This is a genomic window from Ruegeria sp. H6 (assembly GCF_056532975.1).
In genome coordinates this window covers 288497-303462 of the sequence record NZ_JBQFOA010000001.1, presented here as the reverse complement: position 1 = coordinate 303462, position 14966 = coordinate 288497, and the positions used below count along the sequence as shown (strand labels likewise).

Annotated in this window: 14 protein-coding genes; 9 read left to right on the top strand and 5 right to left on the bottom strand. The window is 58.8% G+C overall.

The genetic code is table 11. The features are described 5' to 3' along the window. Nucleotides 1-18 precede the first annotated feature (18 nt). The 5 genes from ACR0AG_RS01470 (at nt 19) to ACR0AG_RS01450 (ending at nt 6276) form a co-directional block, all read left to right on the top strand. Nucleotides 19-996: an HpcH/HpaI aldolase/citrate lyase family protein gene (locus ACR0AG_RS01470; protein ID WP_480835669.1), complete on the top strand. Its 978-nt coding sequence runs from the start codon at nt 19-21 to the stop codon at nt 994-996. A gap of 236 nt (nt 997-1232) precedes the next feature. Next, a complete protein-coding gene (locus tag ACR0AG_RS01465) occupies nt 1233-2483 on the top strand; it encodes a sarcosine oxidase subunit beta family protein (RefSeq protein WP_480835668.1) in 1251 nt (416 codons plus the stop codon). Nucleotides 2484-2496: 13 nt separating this feature from the next. After that, on the top strand, nt 2497-2784 hold the full coding sequence (locus ACR0AG_RS01460; protein ID WP_480835666.1) for a sarcosine oxidase subunit delta: 288 nt from the start codon (nt 2497-2499) through the stop codon (nt 2782-2784). Next, on the top strand, nt 2781-5723 hold the full coding sequence (locus ACR0AG_RS01455; protein ID WP_480835663.1) for a sarcosine oxidase subunit alpha family protein: 2943 nt from the start codon (nt 2781-2783) through the stop codon (nt 5721-5723). Before ACR0AG_RS01460 ends, ACR0AG_RS01455 begins: the two co-directional genes overlap by 4 nt. Then, nucleotides 5716-6276, top strand: coding sequence for a sarcosine oxidase subunit gamma (locus ACR0AG_RS01450; protein ID WP_480835661.1), 561 nt, complete (start codon nt 5716-5718; stop codon nt 6274-6276). The genes ACR0AG_RS01455 and ACR0AG_RS01450 overlap by 8 nt, the downstream gene beginning before the upstream one ends. Before the next feature lie 2 nt (nt 6277-6278). Here ACR0AG_RS01450 and ACR0AG_RS01445 read toward each other — a convergent pair whose 3' ends face one another. After that, nucleotides 6279-7283 (bottom strand): GlxA family transcriptional regulator, encoded by a 1005-nt coding sequence (locus ACR0AG_RS01445; protein WP_480835659.1) that lies wholly within the window; start codon nt 7281-7283, stop codon nt 6279-6281. A gap of 140 nt (nt 7284-7423) precedes the next feature. Here ACR0AG_RS01445 and ACR0AG_RS01440 point away from each other — a divergent pair, with 140 nt between their 5' ends. Further along, nucleotides 7424-8053 carry a helix-turn-helix domain-containing protein gene (locus ACR0AG_RS01440; protein ID WP_480835658.1) on the top strand — a complete coding sequence of 210 codons (630 nt, stop codon included), beginning with the start codon at nt 7424-7426 and terminating at the stop codon, nt 8051-8053. Between the two features lie 45 nt (nt 8054-8098). On the opposite strand, the gene ACR0AG_RS01435 is transcribed toward ACR0AG_RS01440, so the two are convergent. From ACR0AG_RS01435 to ACR0AG_RS01420, 4 genes are read right to left on the bottom strand one after another with little or no spacing between them, the layout of a single operon-like run. Continuing rightward, nucleotides 8099-9166 carry a heme-dependent oxidative N-demethylase family protein gene (locus ACR0AG_RS01435; protein WP_480835656.1) on the bottom strand — a complete coding sequence of 356 codons (1068 nt, stop codon included), beginning with the start codon at nt 9164-9166 and terminating at the stop codon, nt 8099-8101. A gap of 13 nt (nt 9167-9179) precedes the next feature. Beyond that, nucleotides 9180-10142 carry a PDR/VanB family oxidoreductase gene (locus ACR0AG_RS01430; protein WP_480835654.1) on the bottom strand — a complete coding sequence of 321 codons (963 nt, stop codon included), beginning with the start codon at nt 10140-10142 and terminating at the stop codon, nt 9180-9182. Further along, on the bottom strand, nt 10139-10735 hold the full coding sequence (locus tag ACR0AG_RS01425) for a dimethylamine monooxygenase subunit DmmA family protein (RefSeq protein WP_480835651.1): 597 nt from the start codon (nt 10733-10735) through the stop codon (nt 10139-10141). The genes ACR0AG_RS01430 and ACR0AG_RS01425 overlap by 4 nt, the downstream gene beginning before the upstream one ends. Before the next feature lie 55 nt (nt 10736-10790). After that, nucleotides 10791-11936 (bottom strand): aminomethyl transferase family protein, encoded by a 1146-nt coding sequence (locus ACR0AG_RS01420; protein ID WP_480835650.1) that lies wholly within the window; start codon nt 11934-11936, stop codon nt 10791-10793. Between the two features lie 351 nt (nt 11937-12287). Here ACR0AG_RS01420 and ACR0AG_RS01415 point away from each other — a divergent pair, with 351 nt between their 5' ends. From ACR0AG_RS01415 to ACR0AG_RS01405, 3 genes are all read left to right on the top strand, one after another. Then, on the top strand, nt 12288-13661 hold the full coding sequence (locus tag ACR0AG_RS01415) for an ammonium transporter (protein ID WP_480835648.1): 1374 nt from the start codon (nt 12288-12290) through the stop codon (nt 13659-13661). Between the two features lie 11 nt (nt 13662-13672). Then, complete coding sequence (locus tag ACR0AG_RS01410; RefSeq protein ID WP_480835645.1) at nt 13673-13888, top strand: hypothetical protein; 216 nt, start codon at nt 13673-13675, stop codon at nt 13886-13888. Between the two features lie 147 nt (nt 13889-14035). Beyond that, the gene (locus ACR0AG_RS01405) at nt 14036-14965 is read left to right on the top strand and encodes a class II glutamine amidotransferase (RefSeq protein WP_480835643.1); all 930 of its coding nucleotides are present in this window, start codon (nt 14036-14038) and stop codon (nt 14963-14965) included. Nucleotide 14966 lies beyond the last annotated feature (1 nt).

The following is a 14966-nucleotide window of genomic DNA, read 5'->3' as shown; positions in this document are numbered from 1 at the left end:
AAAGAAGGACCAAACCCCATGAGCTTTCATTCCATTGACCAAGCCCCCGCCCGCCTGAACCGCAGCGAACTGGCCGTTCCGGGCAGCCAGCCGGGCATGTTCGAAAAGGCCGCCAAGTCTGACGTCGATGTCATCTTTCTGGATCTGGAAGATGCCGTTGCGCCTGACGAAAAGGAACAGGCGCGCAAGAATATCATCGCGGCGCTGAACGATATCGATTGGGGCAGCAAAACCATGTCGGTGCGGATCAATGGGTTGGACACTCACTACATGTATCGCGACGTGGTGGATGTTGTCGAACAGGCGGGCGCACGGCTGGACCTGATCATGATCCCCAAGGTTGGCACGGCTGCTGATGTCTATGCCATCGACATGATGGTCACGCAGATCGAAGACGCGATGGGTTACAAAAAGCGCATCGGGTTCGAACATATCATCGAAACCGCGCTGGGGATGCAGAATGTCAGCGAAATCGCGGCAGCCTCAAAGCGCAACGAAAGCATGCATTTCGGCGTTGCGGACTATGCGGCCTCGACCCGTGCGCGCACCACGATCATCGGCGGCGTGAACCCGGATTACTCGGTGCTGACCGACGCAGACGCGGACGGAGGTCGCCTGACCCATTGGGGTGACATGTGGCACTATGCGCTGGCCCGTATGGTCGTGGCGGCGCGTGCCAATGGTTTGCGTCCGATCGACGGTCCGTTTGGGGATTTTCAGGATCCCGAGGGCTACAAGGCCGCTGCCAAACGCGCGGCGGTTTTGGGGTGCGAAGGCAAATGGGCCATCCATCCCAGTCAGATCGCGCTGGCGAACGAAGTCATGTCACCCGGCGACGCCGAAGTCACAAAGGCGCAGCGCATTCTCGAAGCCATGGCCCAAGCCGAGGCGGCAGGAAAAGGAGCGGTGTCGCTGGATGGCCGGTTGATCGACTATGCCTCAATCCGGCAGGCCGAGGTCATGGTCGAAAAGGCCCGTCAGATCGCGGCGGCCTAACCGCCCGATGAAACGGTGGCGGCCAGGATCGCCGCGCACCGTATTACCAATACCACCGCCGCAGCAGGGTTTGTCTTGCCGCTGCGGTGGCTTCGGTGCGTCCGAGGACCAGTTTGGGATGTTCGCGCAGAGGGTCAATGCGATCTCCGTCAGGTCTGATTCAGTGCAATCGATGTCGGATTTGAGAGTATTCAATCAACCAAATTGCGTGAAATCTGGAAAAAAAGGTCCGATTCATGCGATATTCTGGTTTCAAAGTTATCCAACAGGCGTTGACCGGCCACAAGGGCTGGACCCCGGCGTGGCGCGATCCTGAACCCAAGGCGCACTATGACATTGTGATCATAGGGGGTGGCGGTCATGGTCTGGCGACAGCGCATTATCTGGCCAAGATCTATGGGCAGCGCAAGGTCGCAGTGATCGAAAAGGGCTGGATCGGTGGCGGCAATGTGGGCCGGAACACGACGATCATCCGCTCAAACTATCTGTTGGACGGGAATGAGCCGTTCTATGAATTCTCATTGAAACTGTGGGAAGGTCTGGAACAGGACGTGAACTACAACGCGATGGTCAGCCAGCGCGGGATTATCAACCTGATCCATTCGGATGCGCAGCGTGACGCCTTTACCCGGCGGGGCAATGCGATGATCCTGAACGGCGCGGATGCCGAATTGCTGGATGCCGATCAGGTGCGCCGGGAATATCCGTTCCTGAATTTCAACGATGCGCGGTTCCCGATCAAAGGTGGTCTGGCGCAGCGGCGTGGCGGCACCGTGCGTCACGATGCCGTGGCCTGGGGATATGCGCGCTCAGCCGACAGTTTTGGCGTCGATATCATCCAGAATTGCGAAGTGACCGGGTTTCGGATCGAAGACGGTACATGTCTGGGCGTCGAGACCTCGAAAGGGTTTATTGGCGCGGGCAAGGTCGGCTGTGCCGTTGCGGGCAATTCGGGGCGGTTGATGGGCATGGCAGGAATGCGCCTGCCGATCGAAAGCCATGTCTTGCAGGCCTTTGTCTCGGAAGGTCTGAAGCCGGTTCTGCCCGGTGTCATCACCTTTGGCGCGGGGCATTTCTATGTCAGCCAGTCCGACAAGGGCGGACTGGTCTTTGGCGGCGATCTGGACGGGTATAACTCCTACGCACAGCGCGGCAATCTGCCGGTGGTCGAGGATGTCTGCGAAGGCGGCATGGCGCTGATGCCGATGATCGGCCGGGCGCGTTTGCTGCGGATGTGGGGCGGGATCATGGACATGTCGATGGACGGGTCGCCCATCATCGACCGGACCGGCATTGACGGGCTCTATTTCAACGGCGGCTGGTGTTATGGCGGCTTCAAGGCAACCCCGGCCTCGGGCTATTGCTTTGCGCATCTGTTGGCGCGGGATGAGCCGCACCCGACCGCAACCGCCTATCGCTTCGACCGGTTCCGTACCGGGCATATGATTGACGAAAAAGGCATGGGCAATCAGCCCAACCTGCACTGAGGGGACCAGCGCCATGATCATCCATCATCCCTTGCTGGGCCCGCGTGACAGCTCCGAATTTGTCTATCTGGGCGACGCATCGCTGATTGACCGCCCCGACTGGCAGGGCGACGACGCGGTGGCGGCGTTTCACGATTATGCCTATCTGCGTGACAATCCCGCCGGTCTGCATCGCGAGTTGTGGTTTCACGAAGGCGGCGACCGGTCGTGGCTGGTTGTGACCCGCAATACCGTCACGCATGAGATCACAGACGTGGAATTGGCCCGAGACGTGGCCCGGGCACAGGGACGTTCGAAATGACCCAAAGCAACAGGCTGAGCGGTGGCCAGATCGACCGCACCACAACCCTGACCTTCACGTTCGACAATCGCAGCTATACGGCGCATCCGGGCGATACGCTGGCCTCGGCCCTGCTGGCCAATGACGTGCGCCTGATGGGACGGTCGTTCAAATACCACCGCCCGCGCGGCGTGCTGACCGCAGGATCCGAAGAACCCAACGCCATCGTCGAACTGCGCACCGGCAACCGGCAGGAACCCAACACCCGCGCCACGACGATCGAGGTGTTCGACGGGCTTGAGGCGAATTCGCAAAATCGCTGGCCCAGTCTGAAATTTGATGCGCTGGCGATCAATGACAGGTTTTCGAACTTCCTGTCGGCGGGGTTCTACTACAAGACGTTCATGTGGCCTGCGGCGTTCTGGGAAAAACTGTACGAACCGATCATCCGCCGCGCTGCCGGTCTGGGATCGCTGTCGATGCAAGAAGACCCTGACGAATACGACAAGGGGTTCCGGCATTGCGATCTGCTGATCATCGGTGCAGGCCCCTCGGGTCTGGCTGCCGCATTGACGGCTGGGCGGGCCGGGTCCGATGTCATTCTGGCGGATGAGGATTTCGCGCTTGGCGGGCGGCTGAACAGCGAAACATTTGCGCTGAACGACGACCCTGCTGATGTCTGGGTGGCGCAGGTGCTGACCGAGCTTTCGGCGCTGCCCAATGTGCGTCTGATGCCGCGCACCACCGTGATCGGCGCATTTGACCATGGCATTTATGGTGCGGTCGAACGCACGGGCGACCATCTGCCCACCCTGCCCGCCGGCAAACCGCGCCAGATTCTGTGGCGCATCTATGCTCAAAAGGCGCTGCTGTGTGCCGGGGCCACCGAACGCCCGATCGCGTTTGAAAACAATGACCGTCCCGGCGTCATGCTGGCCGGGGCCCTGCGCAGCTATGCCAACCGCTTTGCCACCACGGCGGCGCAGCGCGTGGCGATTTTTACCAACAATGATGACGGCCACCGCACCGCCACCGATCTACACGCCAAGGGTGTTAAGATCGCTGCCGTTGTGGATGTGCGGCCCGATGCGCCGATCAGCTATGACTACGAAGTGCTTGCGGGCGCACAGGTCGTTGATACCAAAGGCCGTCTGGGCCTGAGTTTTGTTGAGGTCAAGCTGGCCGACGGATCGACCCGCACATTGGACTGTGGCGCGCTTGGCGTATCCGGTGGCTGGAATCCCAACGTGCATCTGACCTGCCATCAGCGGGGACGGCCCGTTTGGAACGCGGATCTGGCCGCCTTTGTTCCGGGCGCGGATCTGCCCCCCGGCCTGACGGTTGCGGGCGCGGCGAATGGCGTGATGTCGACCCACGGTGCCCTGCAATCCGGAGCGCAAGCGGCTGCTGACGCGCTTGACCTGAACAGCACACCTGATTTGCCAAAGGCCGAGGATGACCCGGTCTCCCACACACCTTTCTGGTATGTGCAAGGCTGTGCGCGCGCATGGCTGGATCAGCAAAACGATGTGACGGTCAAGGATGTGAAGCTGAGCCATCAGGAAGGGTTCCGTTCGGTCGAGCATCTGAAACGCTATACGACGCTGGGCATGGCGACCGATCAGGGCAAAACCTCGAATATGGGCGGTCTGGCGATCATGGCCGAACTGGCGGGCAAGTCGATCCCCGAAACGGGCACGACCATATTCCGCCCGCCCTATACGCCGGTGCCCATCGGTACTTTTGCCGGGCGTATGAAAGGGCAGGAGTTTCATCCCACCCGCCTGACGCCCTCGCATTACTGGGCCAAGGAACGCGGCGCTGTCTTTGTCGAGGTTGGCAACTGGCTGCGGGCGCAATGGTTCCCCCTGCCGGGTGAGACGCATTGGCGTCAGTCCGTTGACCGCGAAGTGCGCCAGACCCGCGCCTCGGTCGGTGTGTGCGATTGCACGACGCTTGGCAAGATCGACGTGCAGGGCACTGATGCCGCGGATTTCCTGAACCGCATCTACTGCAATGGCTTTGCCAAGCTGGCGGTAGGTAAAACCCGCTATGGCCTGATGCTGCGCGAGGATGGCATTGCCATGGATGATGGCACCGCCGCACGTCTGGCCGAAGATCATTTCGTTGTGACAACAACCACGGCCAATGCGGTCAAAGTCTATCAGCATATGGAGTTCGTCCGGCAATGCCTGTTCCCGGATATGGATGTTCAGTTGATCTCGACCACCGAGGCCTGGGCGCAATATGCGGTGGCCGGCCCCAATTCGCGCAAGCTGCTGCAAAAGATCGTGGACCCGGAATTCGACATCTCGAACGAGGGCTTTCCCTTTATGGCCTGCGGCAACATCACCGTCTGCGGCGGGCTGCGGGCGCGGCTGTTCCGCATTTCCTTCTCGGGTGAGCTGGCCTTTGAAATCGCGGTGCCTGCGCGCTATGGCGATGCACTGATGCGGCGGCTGATGACCGAGGGCGCAGAGTTCGATGTTGTGCCCTATGGCACCGAAGCGTTGGGCGTGATGCGGATCGAAAAAGGCCACGCCGCTGGCAATGAGTTGAACGGAACCACCACGGCGTTGAACCTTGGCATGGGCCGGATGGTGTCCAAGAAGAAGGACAGCATCGGATCAACCCTGTGCGAACGCCAAGGTCTGAATGAAGCGGATGCGTTGAGCATGGTGGGTGTCAGGCCGGTGAACAATGCCGACAAGATCACCGCCGGAGGGCATCTGATGGCGGCTTCCGGCCCTGTCGATGCCGCCCATGATCAGGGCTATATCACCTCGGCCGCCTTTTCGCCGTCGCTGGACAGCCATATCGGCCTTGGTTTTCTGAAAAACGGCAGTGACAGGCAGGGCGAAAAGATGCGCCTTGTGTCACCGCTGACCGATCTGACCGTCGAGGTCGAGATCGTTTCAGCCCATTTTGTCGACCCCGAGGGAGAACGGCTTCGTGCATGATCTTGTTGCAATAACCGCTTTGGGCGGATCTGAGCCACGTGTCGATACGGTCGGCAGCGTCACCTGCACCGAGGTGCCCGGTGTGGCATTAACCTCGGTCGCGGCCCGCGCTGGTCGCGAGGCGCAGGCCCGCACCGCGCTTGCGCAACTGACCGGCACCGCCGCCCCGGATGTGGGTAAATTCGCAGGCGATACCGTAGCAGCGTTCTGGACCGGGCCGGATCAGTGGATGCTCGAAGCTCCGTTCGACACCCACGAAGATCTGGCGCATCAGGTGAAAGACTGTACCGACGATTCTGCATCCGTCTCGGAACAGACCGACGCCTGGGCCCGGTTTGATCTGATCGGGGGCGATGTTCTGGCGGTTCTCGAACTGCTGTGCATTCTGGATTGCCGCAAAATGGCACCCGGTGAGGCGGCACGCACATCGATCCATCATCTTGGGTGTTTTGTCCTGTGTCGCGCACCCGGTTCATTCAGCCTGTACGGCCCTCGATCTTCGGCGGGTTCGCTGCATCATGCCGTAGTGGCGGCAATGACATCGGCGCTGTGATCTCAGCTTGAGGGCAAGGGCGCGTTGTCTTCGACGCGAAATCGGTTGATGCGGCGGCGGTCCTCGCTGGGGCTGAGCCCGAAGGCGGACCGGTAATGCGTGACCAAAGGCGTGACCGAGCTGAAGCCTATGGCGGCGGCAATATCGGCAATGGGGTCTTTGGTATAGACAACCATCTGCCGTGCCGCCTTCATGCGCATCGCACGAAAGTAGTGGCTGGGGCTTTGGCCGGTGGCCTGTTTGAAGGCCCGCTCGATCTGGCGGGGCGTCACGCCGGTTTGATCCGCCAATTCGGCAATAGAAATCGGGTCGCTGAAACGACTGGCAAACAGCTCAACGCATTTGGCCACCAGCGGCGGCAGTGTTTCACCCGTGTCGGGCTGGCTGGTATCCGGCACTTGCTGGCGCACGCCTTCGCCCCGCATCAGGGGATGCTGAAACCAGCAGGCAACCTCATGCGCGACATCGCCGCCCAGACGGTCTTGAATCAGATGCAGTGCCAGATCGAACGCGGCGGCAGCCCCGGCGGCGGTATAGCGAGAGTTGTTGGTTACGATCACCTCACGCCGGGCGTCCATGCCCGGGAACTCGGCTTCGAACGCGGCCTCGTAACACCAGTGAACCGAAACCGGATGGTCTATCATGACGCCCGAGCGGACCAGCGGAAACACACCCGCACTTATTCCCCCCAGAATGGTCCCGTGACGTGCCAGCATGCGCAACGCGCCATTGCCTTGCGTCGGGTTCTGAAACCGCGATGTCGGGCTGCTGAGCAGGAAAAGAATATCGATCGACTGACAGTTCGACAGGTCGCTCTCGGCCTCGAACCGGACCTGGGCGCTGGACCGAACCTTGCCCCCGTCCTCCGTCACCAGCGACCAGCAGAACGCCTCGTGCCCCGCAATCTCGTTTGCGGCCCGCAAGGGTTCGATCACTGATGTCAGGCAGGCCATCGGAAACCCGTCGAACAACAGAAACCCAATCTCGATTTTCTTCTCTGTCAGCATGATTATTTTACTATCAGGAATATCAGGTGCTATAATAGCCCAATTGGAATTGGGTATTGCAACGCAGTTGCTTGCGCAGCCGATTTGGACACGTATAGCAAGGTGTTGAAAGCGATACATTGAAAAAACGCGACACAGACATGACGACCAATCTGACGCAGAATCCGCATTCCGTTCGTACAGGTGAACGTGAAAAAGTGCTTGAGGTCGCCATCGGCCGCGAAGTGCGTGCCTTTCGCAAACAGCAAAACATTACGGTGGCCGAACTTGCACAGTTGACGGGCTTGTCGATCGGGATGCTGTCCAAGATCGAAAACGGCAATACCTCGCCTTCCCTGACCACGTTGCAGTTGCTGGCCGATGCGCTGTCGGTCCCTTTGACCAGTTTCTTCCGCCAGTTCGAGGAACGTCGCGAAGCCGTTCATACCAAGGCTGGCGAAGGGGTGGAACTGGAGCGCGAAGGCACCCGCGCCAATCACCAATATAATCTGTTGGGCCATATCGGTGCCAATGGGTCGGGCGTGATTGTTGAGCCCTATCTGATCACATTGACCGCCGAATCCGACGTGTTCCCGACCTTTCAGCATGGCGGGATCGAAACGATTTACATGCTGGAGGGCGAAGTCGATTACCGCCATGGTGACCAGATTTACCCGCTTGGCGCAGGTGACACCCTGTTCTTTGACGCCGACGCTCCGCATGGCCCGGAACGGCTGGTCAGCCTGCCCGCGCGGTATCTGTCGGTGATCAGCTATCCGCAGACAAACTGAAACGCCACGGCACCAGGCCGTGGCGCATATTCCAGTCTTCTGGGGTTACTTCTGCAAAGGCGGTTCTGTGTCCAGATCCGGCCAGATGCCCGGCGATGTCGGCAGGCCATCGTCAAACTGGCTGAGGTAGTCCAGCATCATCGGGCGGTTGTCGATGAAGCCTTTGTATGTGGCAAGTTCCACGGGCAGGTCGCGGATGACACGGTGCAGGCGACGACCCCATTTCGGCACCGTCATCAGATCCTGAAAGCTGCACAGATAACAGCGGATCGGGAAGACCAGCGCATTCGACCGCGGCAGACGGAAGAACGTCTGCAATTCGACCCGCAGATGCTGTTTGTGGGCAATGTTTTCGGGCGTCAGCGTGGTCTTTTGAATGCCCCATTTATGATAGTTTTCCGGGCTGGTATCCAACAGCGGATTCACCGTCATGGTCCAGTTCAGCCGCCGCGCGGGCGCGCCCTGCTGGATGTTCAGCAAAAACTTCAGCGCGCGTTTGAAAATCCCCATCTCATGGGCTTTGGGGACCGGGGCGTGCCATTCGAAAAAGTTCATGCCGATGTCGAAATCCAGGCTCCAGTCGGCCTGTGTTGTCACCATCCCGGCATCCATCCACAGCATCTCATCGCGCTGATCCAGCACGGCGAAATCGCCCTGCGCCTGACGGGTGATGTATTCCATCGGTCCATAAGGCAGCGTGGTTTCATCCATGAAAGTAAAGCTGTGGTCGATCCCCAGCGGCTTGTTGATCCAGCGCCACTGATTGCCGTTGCGATGCAGCTCAAACAGGTCGGGGTAGTCCTCGGACTTGCTGACCATGATCAGCTCCAAAAGATCCCAGCCTGCCAGGGTCATATGCGGCAGCGACTGACAGCGCAGCGGATCCTGATCCAGCACGATGGCGCGGTCTTTCATTTCGGAGACATAGTGTTCGTCCACATCGAACCGCATCTCATAGACCGAGCCCTTGGGCCCGCCCCGGTGCTGTTCCATGTTGACCGAATACATATAGCTGTCTTCGTGAAACGGGAACGGAAAGCGTTTGATCGCCCAGTCCGAGTTGTGGAACGTATAATCGTCGCGGAAGGATTCATCGTTGAATTGAATGGTCATGTCGGGCCTCCTCTCAGCGGTCCAGCACGAGGGACTTGCCCTCGAAACGCGAAACGCAGGGCATGATTTTCTTGCCTGCCGCCTTTTCTTCGTCGGTCAGCCAGTGATCGCGATGCACAAAATTGCCGTCGTGATCCAGCACCACGGTTTCGCATTGTCCGCAGGCCCCGCCGCGGCACAGATAGGGCGCATCGACGCCTTCACGCTCCATCGCTTCCAGCAGGCTTTCGTTTTCGCCCACATGCACAACCTTGTTCGATGCGGCCAGCCGCACTTCGAACGGTTTGCCGGGCTGCGGAGCCAGAAACTCTTCGTAATGGACGCAATCCTCGGGCCAACCTTCGGCGGCGGCGGTGCGGCGCACCCAGTCGATCATGCCCTTGGGGCCGCAGACATAGACATGTGTTCCCAAAGGCTGCCCGCTCAGCAGGTTTTCCAGATCAATCACCTGTTTCAGATCGTCATAATACAGATGCGTCTCATTCGGGTGGCGATCTGTCAACTGATCCGCATAAGAGGCCAGCGCCTGATTGCGGCAGGCGTAATGCAGTTCCCAATGGCCGTGCAGCAGCTCCAGCTGTTTGATCTGGGCCAGAAACGGAGTGATCCCGATGCCACCGGCCAGAAACAGATGCTTGCGCGCGCGCAGATCAAGTGAGAACAGGTTGACCGGATAGCTGATGGTCATTTCATCGCCCAGCTTGACCTGACGGTGCATATAGAGCGACCCGCCCCGACCCTGATCGTCGCGCCGGACCGAGATTGTGTAAGACGACTGATCAAAAGGATCGGACATCAGCGAATAGGGATTCAGCCGCGTGATGGAACCGTCCTGCATTTCGACGACCGTATGCGCGCCGCCTGAAAAGGTGGGCAATTGCCCGCCATCAACGCGTTCGAAGCGAAACCGCGTCACCAGATCGTTCAGCGGGGTGATTTCGGTCACTTTGACCTGAATTTTCTCGGCGCCGCTCATTCGTAGATCCCCTTTGGTTCGGGCACGTTGCCATGATCCTCGGCATCCACGCGGACGCCCTGATAGGCGGCAAGGCGGCGCGAATAGTGATCGCGGACAAACAGGTTCAGACCGCAATGGGCGCAGACAAACGGGTCAACCTCGACATCTTCGGTGATGCCTTTGCAGTGTACGCATTGCATCCGCCGCGCGACCGAGCCGCGATGTTCGGTCTGGATCGCGGTATGCGGCAAGCCGACGGCTGTGACCTCATTCATGGCCTGGCCCATCATGCCCTCGGTCCCGGTCAGATAGACCTGCAACCCCATATGCGCATCCTCCAGCACGCGGCGAATGCGCTGCAATGCGGCCTCATATGAGGGGCCTTCATAGTATTGCGCAGGGGTCAGCTCGCACAGCTTTTCCGAGTAATCCGTCCCTTTCGGGATATAGATCAGATGGGTTTTCGCCATCAGGTCGGGTGTCGCTATGTCAAGGATGGCCTCGGCCCCTTCGGCCTCGGCAATCATGAGGTGATGGTCGCCCTGGCGAACCTCTAGCGTGCCCCAGACCGGGCGGCTTGCGATTGACTTGGGAAATTCGAACTTTGACATTTTGCCCTCAAATCGGAAAAGGGCGCCACGGTATGTCCGTCGCGCCCCCTGAAACTCAGCCCTTTGCGGTTCTGATGGATTTGTCCTTGTCGTAGAACGGCATCTCTTGCGCCGTTGCTGCGATCTCGGTGCCGTCGCCGTTGCGCACCGTCAATTGGGTGCCGGGCGCGGCACAGTCCACCGGCATCCGGGCGATGCCGACATTGTGGCCGTTGACCTCGGAATACATGCCAAAGGTGACAACGCCGACCTTTTCGCCATTTTGCAGCAGGTCCGCGCCCTCATCCGCCGGGGTCGTGCCCTCAAGCAGAACGCCGTAGATCTTGAACCGTTCCTTGCCCTGCGCGGCATAGTGGTTTTCGGCCCCGATAAAGCCGGTCTTGCCGGGCGAGACGGTGAATTCCAGACCCAGCTCCCACAGCGTATCACCGCAGGTTTCATTGTCGAACGGATAGGTTTCGGAATTGTCGCCGGGATAGAACAGCAGATAGCTTTCAGTGCGCAGCAGATCGAGGGTCGAGAACTGCACCGGCACGATGCCCAGATCCTTGCCTTCGGACAGGATGCTGTCCCACAGATGCACCGCATCCTTGGCCTGACAGAAAATCTCATACCCGCGTTCGCCGGTATAGCCCGTGCGCGAGATCATGACCGGACGGCCAAACAGCTTGGTCTGCATGATGCCAAAATAGGCCAGATCGCGGATGCCCGGCACATGCTGGGCCAGAAACTCGACCGAGGCCGGGCCCTGCAACGACATGTCATGCAGGTTGTCGTCGAAGATCACCGCGCAGTTCTTGCTGGCGGCGACGGTGCTCAGCTGCTCCATTCCGGTTCCGGTGCCATGCACCACCAGCCAGCTGTTCACAGAAAGACGATAGATGATGCAGTCATCCACGAACTTACCCTGATCATTCAGGATCGCGGCATAGGTTGACCGCCCCGGCATGATCTTTTCGACATTCCGCGTGGTGACACGGTCAATCACCTGCGCCGCGTGTTCGCCCACAACATGGACCTTTTTCAGACCCGACACATCCATCAGACCAGCCTTGGTGCGGATGGCCTCGTAATCGGCTTTGGCACGTTCGGGGCTGTGGTCATAGAACCATGCGGTTCCCATACCGTTCCAGTCTTCAAGTTCGCCGCCGATTTCGGCGTGGCGCTGCGCAAGGGCGGACGTCCTCCAAAGAATGGCCATGTTCAGGTCTCCCGTTGTTTGGTTATTGCTTGGTTGGCTTTACCGGCATATTGAGGCTGATGTCGGATTGAAAATCAACACCCATGTGCAGAAATTTTTCCTGTTGGGAATATTAGGCTGCAATTTTTGCACCCTAAAACGCACATGTATATTCGCTGAAATTGTTACTTATCAATGCAATAGGCTGAATTTCGATACATCTGACCATGCGAAAAACAAGTCCCATAAAGATATTTGCCCCACATATCTATTGACAGGTCGTCGATGAAATTGTCCCCTGAGTAGATAAATATTCCCAGCAGGAAATTCTACGCAAAAACCCTCCTGCTGGAACAACAGGGAGACTACGAAGTGGATGGAAACCTAAATGCGTTAACAACGATCTTTACCGAGTTTTATTACTGGGTCACGGTCGTCTTCATGTTCCTCATCCATGTGGGCTTTTGCATGTACGAGGTCGGCGCAAGCCGTGCCCGTAACCATATGCACACATTGATGAAAAACATCATGATCATTCCGTTGGTGACGGTCACGTTCTTCTTCTTTGGATGGTGGATTTACTGGGCGTTCCCGAATTTCCCGTTCTGGGGCGGGCTGGATGCCGAAGCCGGTGCCGCAAACCTGCCATGGGCAGACACCATGGGCACCAATACCTCCGACAGAATCACAGGCGTATTCTGGGCGGCGTTCCTGCTATTCTCATGGACGGCGGCCTCGATCGTTTCGGGATCGGTAATTGAACGGATCAGATCCTCGGCCCTTTGGGTCCACGCGGTCATGATCGGTTCGGTCTGGTGGATCATCGACGCGGCCTGGGGCTGGCACTATGGCGGCTGGATGGTGCGCCTTCTGGGCTATCATGACGCCTATGCATCCGGGGTTATCCACGCGATTGCAGGCGGCTATGCGCTGGGTGTGATCATGGTTCTGGGTCCGCGTCTGGGCAAGTTCGCCAAGGATGGCACGCCGCGCGATATCCCGCCGCACAACCCGTGGATGCTGACCATCGGGATTTTCCTGATCTATACCGGCTTCTGGGGCTTCTACGCAGCCTGTAACGTCCCGTTGATCTCACCCGAAGGCATTGACGGTCAGATCACAGGTATCACCTGGACCGCGACCAATATCTATCTGGCCCCTACCACACTGTCGGCGATCACCTTCAACTTCCTGATGTCACTGTCGGGCGGTCTGATGGCGGCCTATGTGATATCCAAGGGCGATGCGTTCTGGACCTTCTCAGGCGGGCTCGCTGGTATTATCACCGCTTCGGCTGGCAACGACTTGTATCATCCGATTCAGGCGATGATCATTGCCGCGATTGGTGTCGTGATCGTGTACAAGCTGCACTACTGGGTCGAACGTCGGTTCAAGCTGGACGATGCCGTTGGGGCCGTTGCGGTGCACGGCTATGCCGGGTTCGTGGGTCTTGTGATCTCGGGCTTTGTTCTGTGGGGCGTGCCTTCGTCGCCATACGAAGGCTATGCAACGATCAACCCGATCGGTCAGATCACCGGCGCGGTCATCATGTTCTTTGTTCTTGGCTTCCTGCCGGGCTGGATTCTGGCTAAAATGCAGGCAGCGGCGGGCGTTCTGCGTATCCCCGAAGAGGTTGAGCTTCAGGGTCTCGATTACGCCGAACACCATGCTTACGAAGACGCCAAGGCGGCGATCATCGAGGCCGACAAACAAGAACTTGCCGCCCGCGGCATCGCAGCGAAGTAAAGGAGAAAGACATGTCTACAAACGGATATACAAGCTGGGCTGTCGATCTTGCCGATGTCGGACCGATCTATCCCTTCCAGGGGTACGAAGTTCTGATGGTCATCGTGGGTGTTATCTTCTGGCTCGGCTGGCACCGCATCCAGTTCGTCCGTGAAGGCGAGCATCTGGAAAAGGCGCGCCACACCGGAGATGAAGAGAAGGTGAAGGCACAGCTGGAACGGTACTGATCCGGCTTTGAACCCCGGCAATGGGCGGAAAATCAGAGGTTCCGCCCATTGCCTCTCAGGAAAATTATTTTCCTATGATTATTGATGTCCCTCCAATTTATTGGTACGTTCGAATCATAGAGAAACACACAAGGAGATCTGCCAGCCATGTGCGGAATTGTTGGATTATTCCTCAAAGATCAGTCTCTTGCACCGCAATTGGGCAATATGCTGACAGACATGCTGATCACCATGACGGACCGTGGCCCCGATAGCGCGGGTATTGCGATTTATGGTGAGGAATCAGGTGGTAAGACCAAGATGACCCTGCAATCGCCCAATCCCGGCGAAGATTTTGCAGGTCTGGCCGACGAGCTGGGCCAGCGCCTGGGCGCGGCGGTTAGCCAGACCGACAATGACACGCATACGGTGCTTGAGGTGCCAGCCGGTCAGTTCGAAGCGGCACGGGCCGCGCTGGCCGAGTTGCGGCCCTCGGTACGGATCATGAGCCGGGGCGAGATGCTGGAGATTTACAAAGAGGTCGGCCTGCCCAAGGACGTGGCCGCGCGCTTTGACATCAGCAGCATGAGCGGCACCCACGGCATCGGCCACACCCGCATGGCGACGGAATCGGCGGTGACGACGATGGGCGCGCACCCGTTCAACACCGGGCCCGATCAGTGTCTGGTGCATAACGGGTCGCTGTCCAACCACAATTCGCTGCGCCGCAAACTGCGTCGTGAAGGTGTGGTGATCCAGACCGAAAACGACACCGAGGTCGGTGCCGCCTATCTGACCTGGAAAATGATGAATGGGGCCTCTCTGGGCGAGGCACTGGAAAGCAGTCTTGAGGATCTGGACGGGTTCTTTACCTTTGTCGTCGGCACCAAAGACGGGTTCGGCGTGGTCCGCGACCCGATTGCCTGCAAACCGGCGGTGATGGCGGAAACCGATCAATATGTGGCCTTTGGCAGCGAATATCGCGCGCTGGTCAACCTGCCCGGTATCGAAGACGCCCGCGTGTGGGAGCCCGAGCCCGCCACGGTATATTTCTGGTCCCACAATGACAGCCCCACAACCACGGAAAAGGCCGCCTGAC

Coding starts and splice junctions, on each gene's coding strand:
- ACR0AG_RS01455 (WP_480835663.1), top strand. CDS start 2,781: ATGACCCAAAGCAACAGGCTGAGCGGTGGCCAGATCGACCGCACCACA.
- ACR0AG_RS01460 (WP_480835666.1), top strand. CDS start 2,497: ATGATCATCCATCATCCCTTGCTGGGCCCGCGTGACAGCTCCGAATTT.
- ACR0AG_RS01465 (WP_480835668.1), top strand. CDS start 1,233: ATGCGATATTCTGGTTTCAAAGTTATCCAACAGGCGTTGACCGGCCAC.
- ACR0AG_RS01445 (WP_480835659.1), bottom strand. CDS start 7,283: ATGCTGACAGAGAAGAAAATCGAGATTGGGTTTCTGTTGTTCGACGGG.
- ACR0AG_RS01470 (WP_480835669.1), top strand. CDS start 19: ATGAGCTTTCATTCCATTGACCAAGCCCCCGCCCGCCTGAACCGCAGC.
- ACR0AG_RS01430 (WP_480835654.1), bottom strand. CDS start 10,142: ATGAGCGGCGCCGAGAAAATTCAGGTCAAAGTGACCGAAATCACCCCG.
- ACR0AG_RS01420 (WP_480835650.1), bottom strand. CDS start 11,936: ATGGCCATTCTTTGGAGGACGTCCGCCCTTGCGCAGCGCCACGCCGAA.
- ACR0AG_RS01435 (WP_480835656.1), bottom strand. CDS start 9,166: ATGACCATTCAATTCAACGATGAATCCTTCCGCGACGATTATACGTTC.
- ACR0AG_RS01410 (WP_480835645.1), top strand. CDS start 13,673: ATGTCTACAAACGGATATACAAGCTGGGCTGTCGATCTTGCCGATGTC.
- ACR0AG_RS01405 (WP_480835643.1), top strand. CDS start 14,036: ATGTGCGGAATTGTTGGATTATTCCTCAAAGATCAGTCTCTTGCACCG.
- ACR0AG_RS01440 (WP_480835658.1), top strand. CDS start 7,424: ATGACGACCAATCTGACGCAGAATCCGCATTCCGTTCGTACAGGTGAA.
- ACR0AG_RS01425 (WP_480835651.1), bottom strand. CDS start 10,735: ATGTCAAAGTTCGAATTTCCCAAGTCAATCGCAAGCCGCCCGGTCTGG.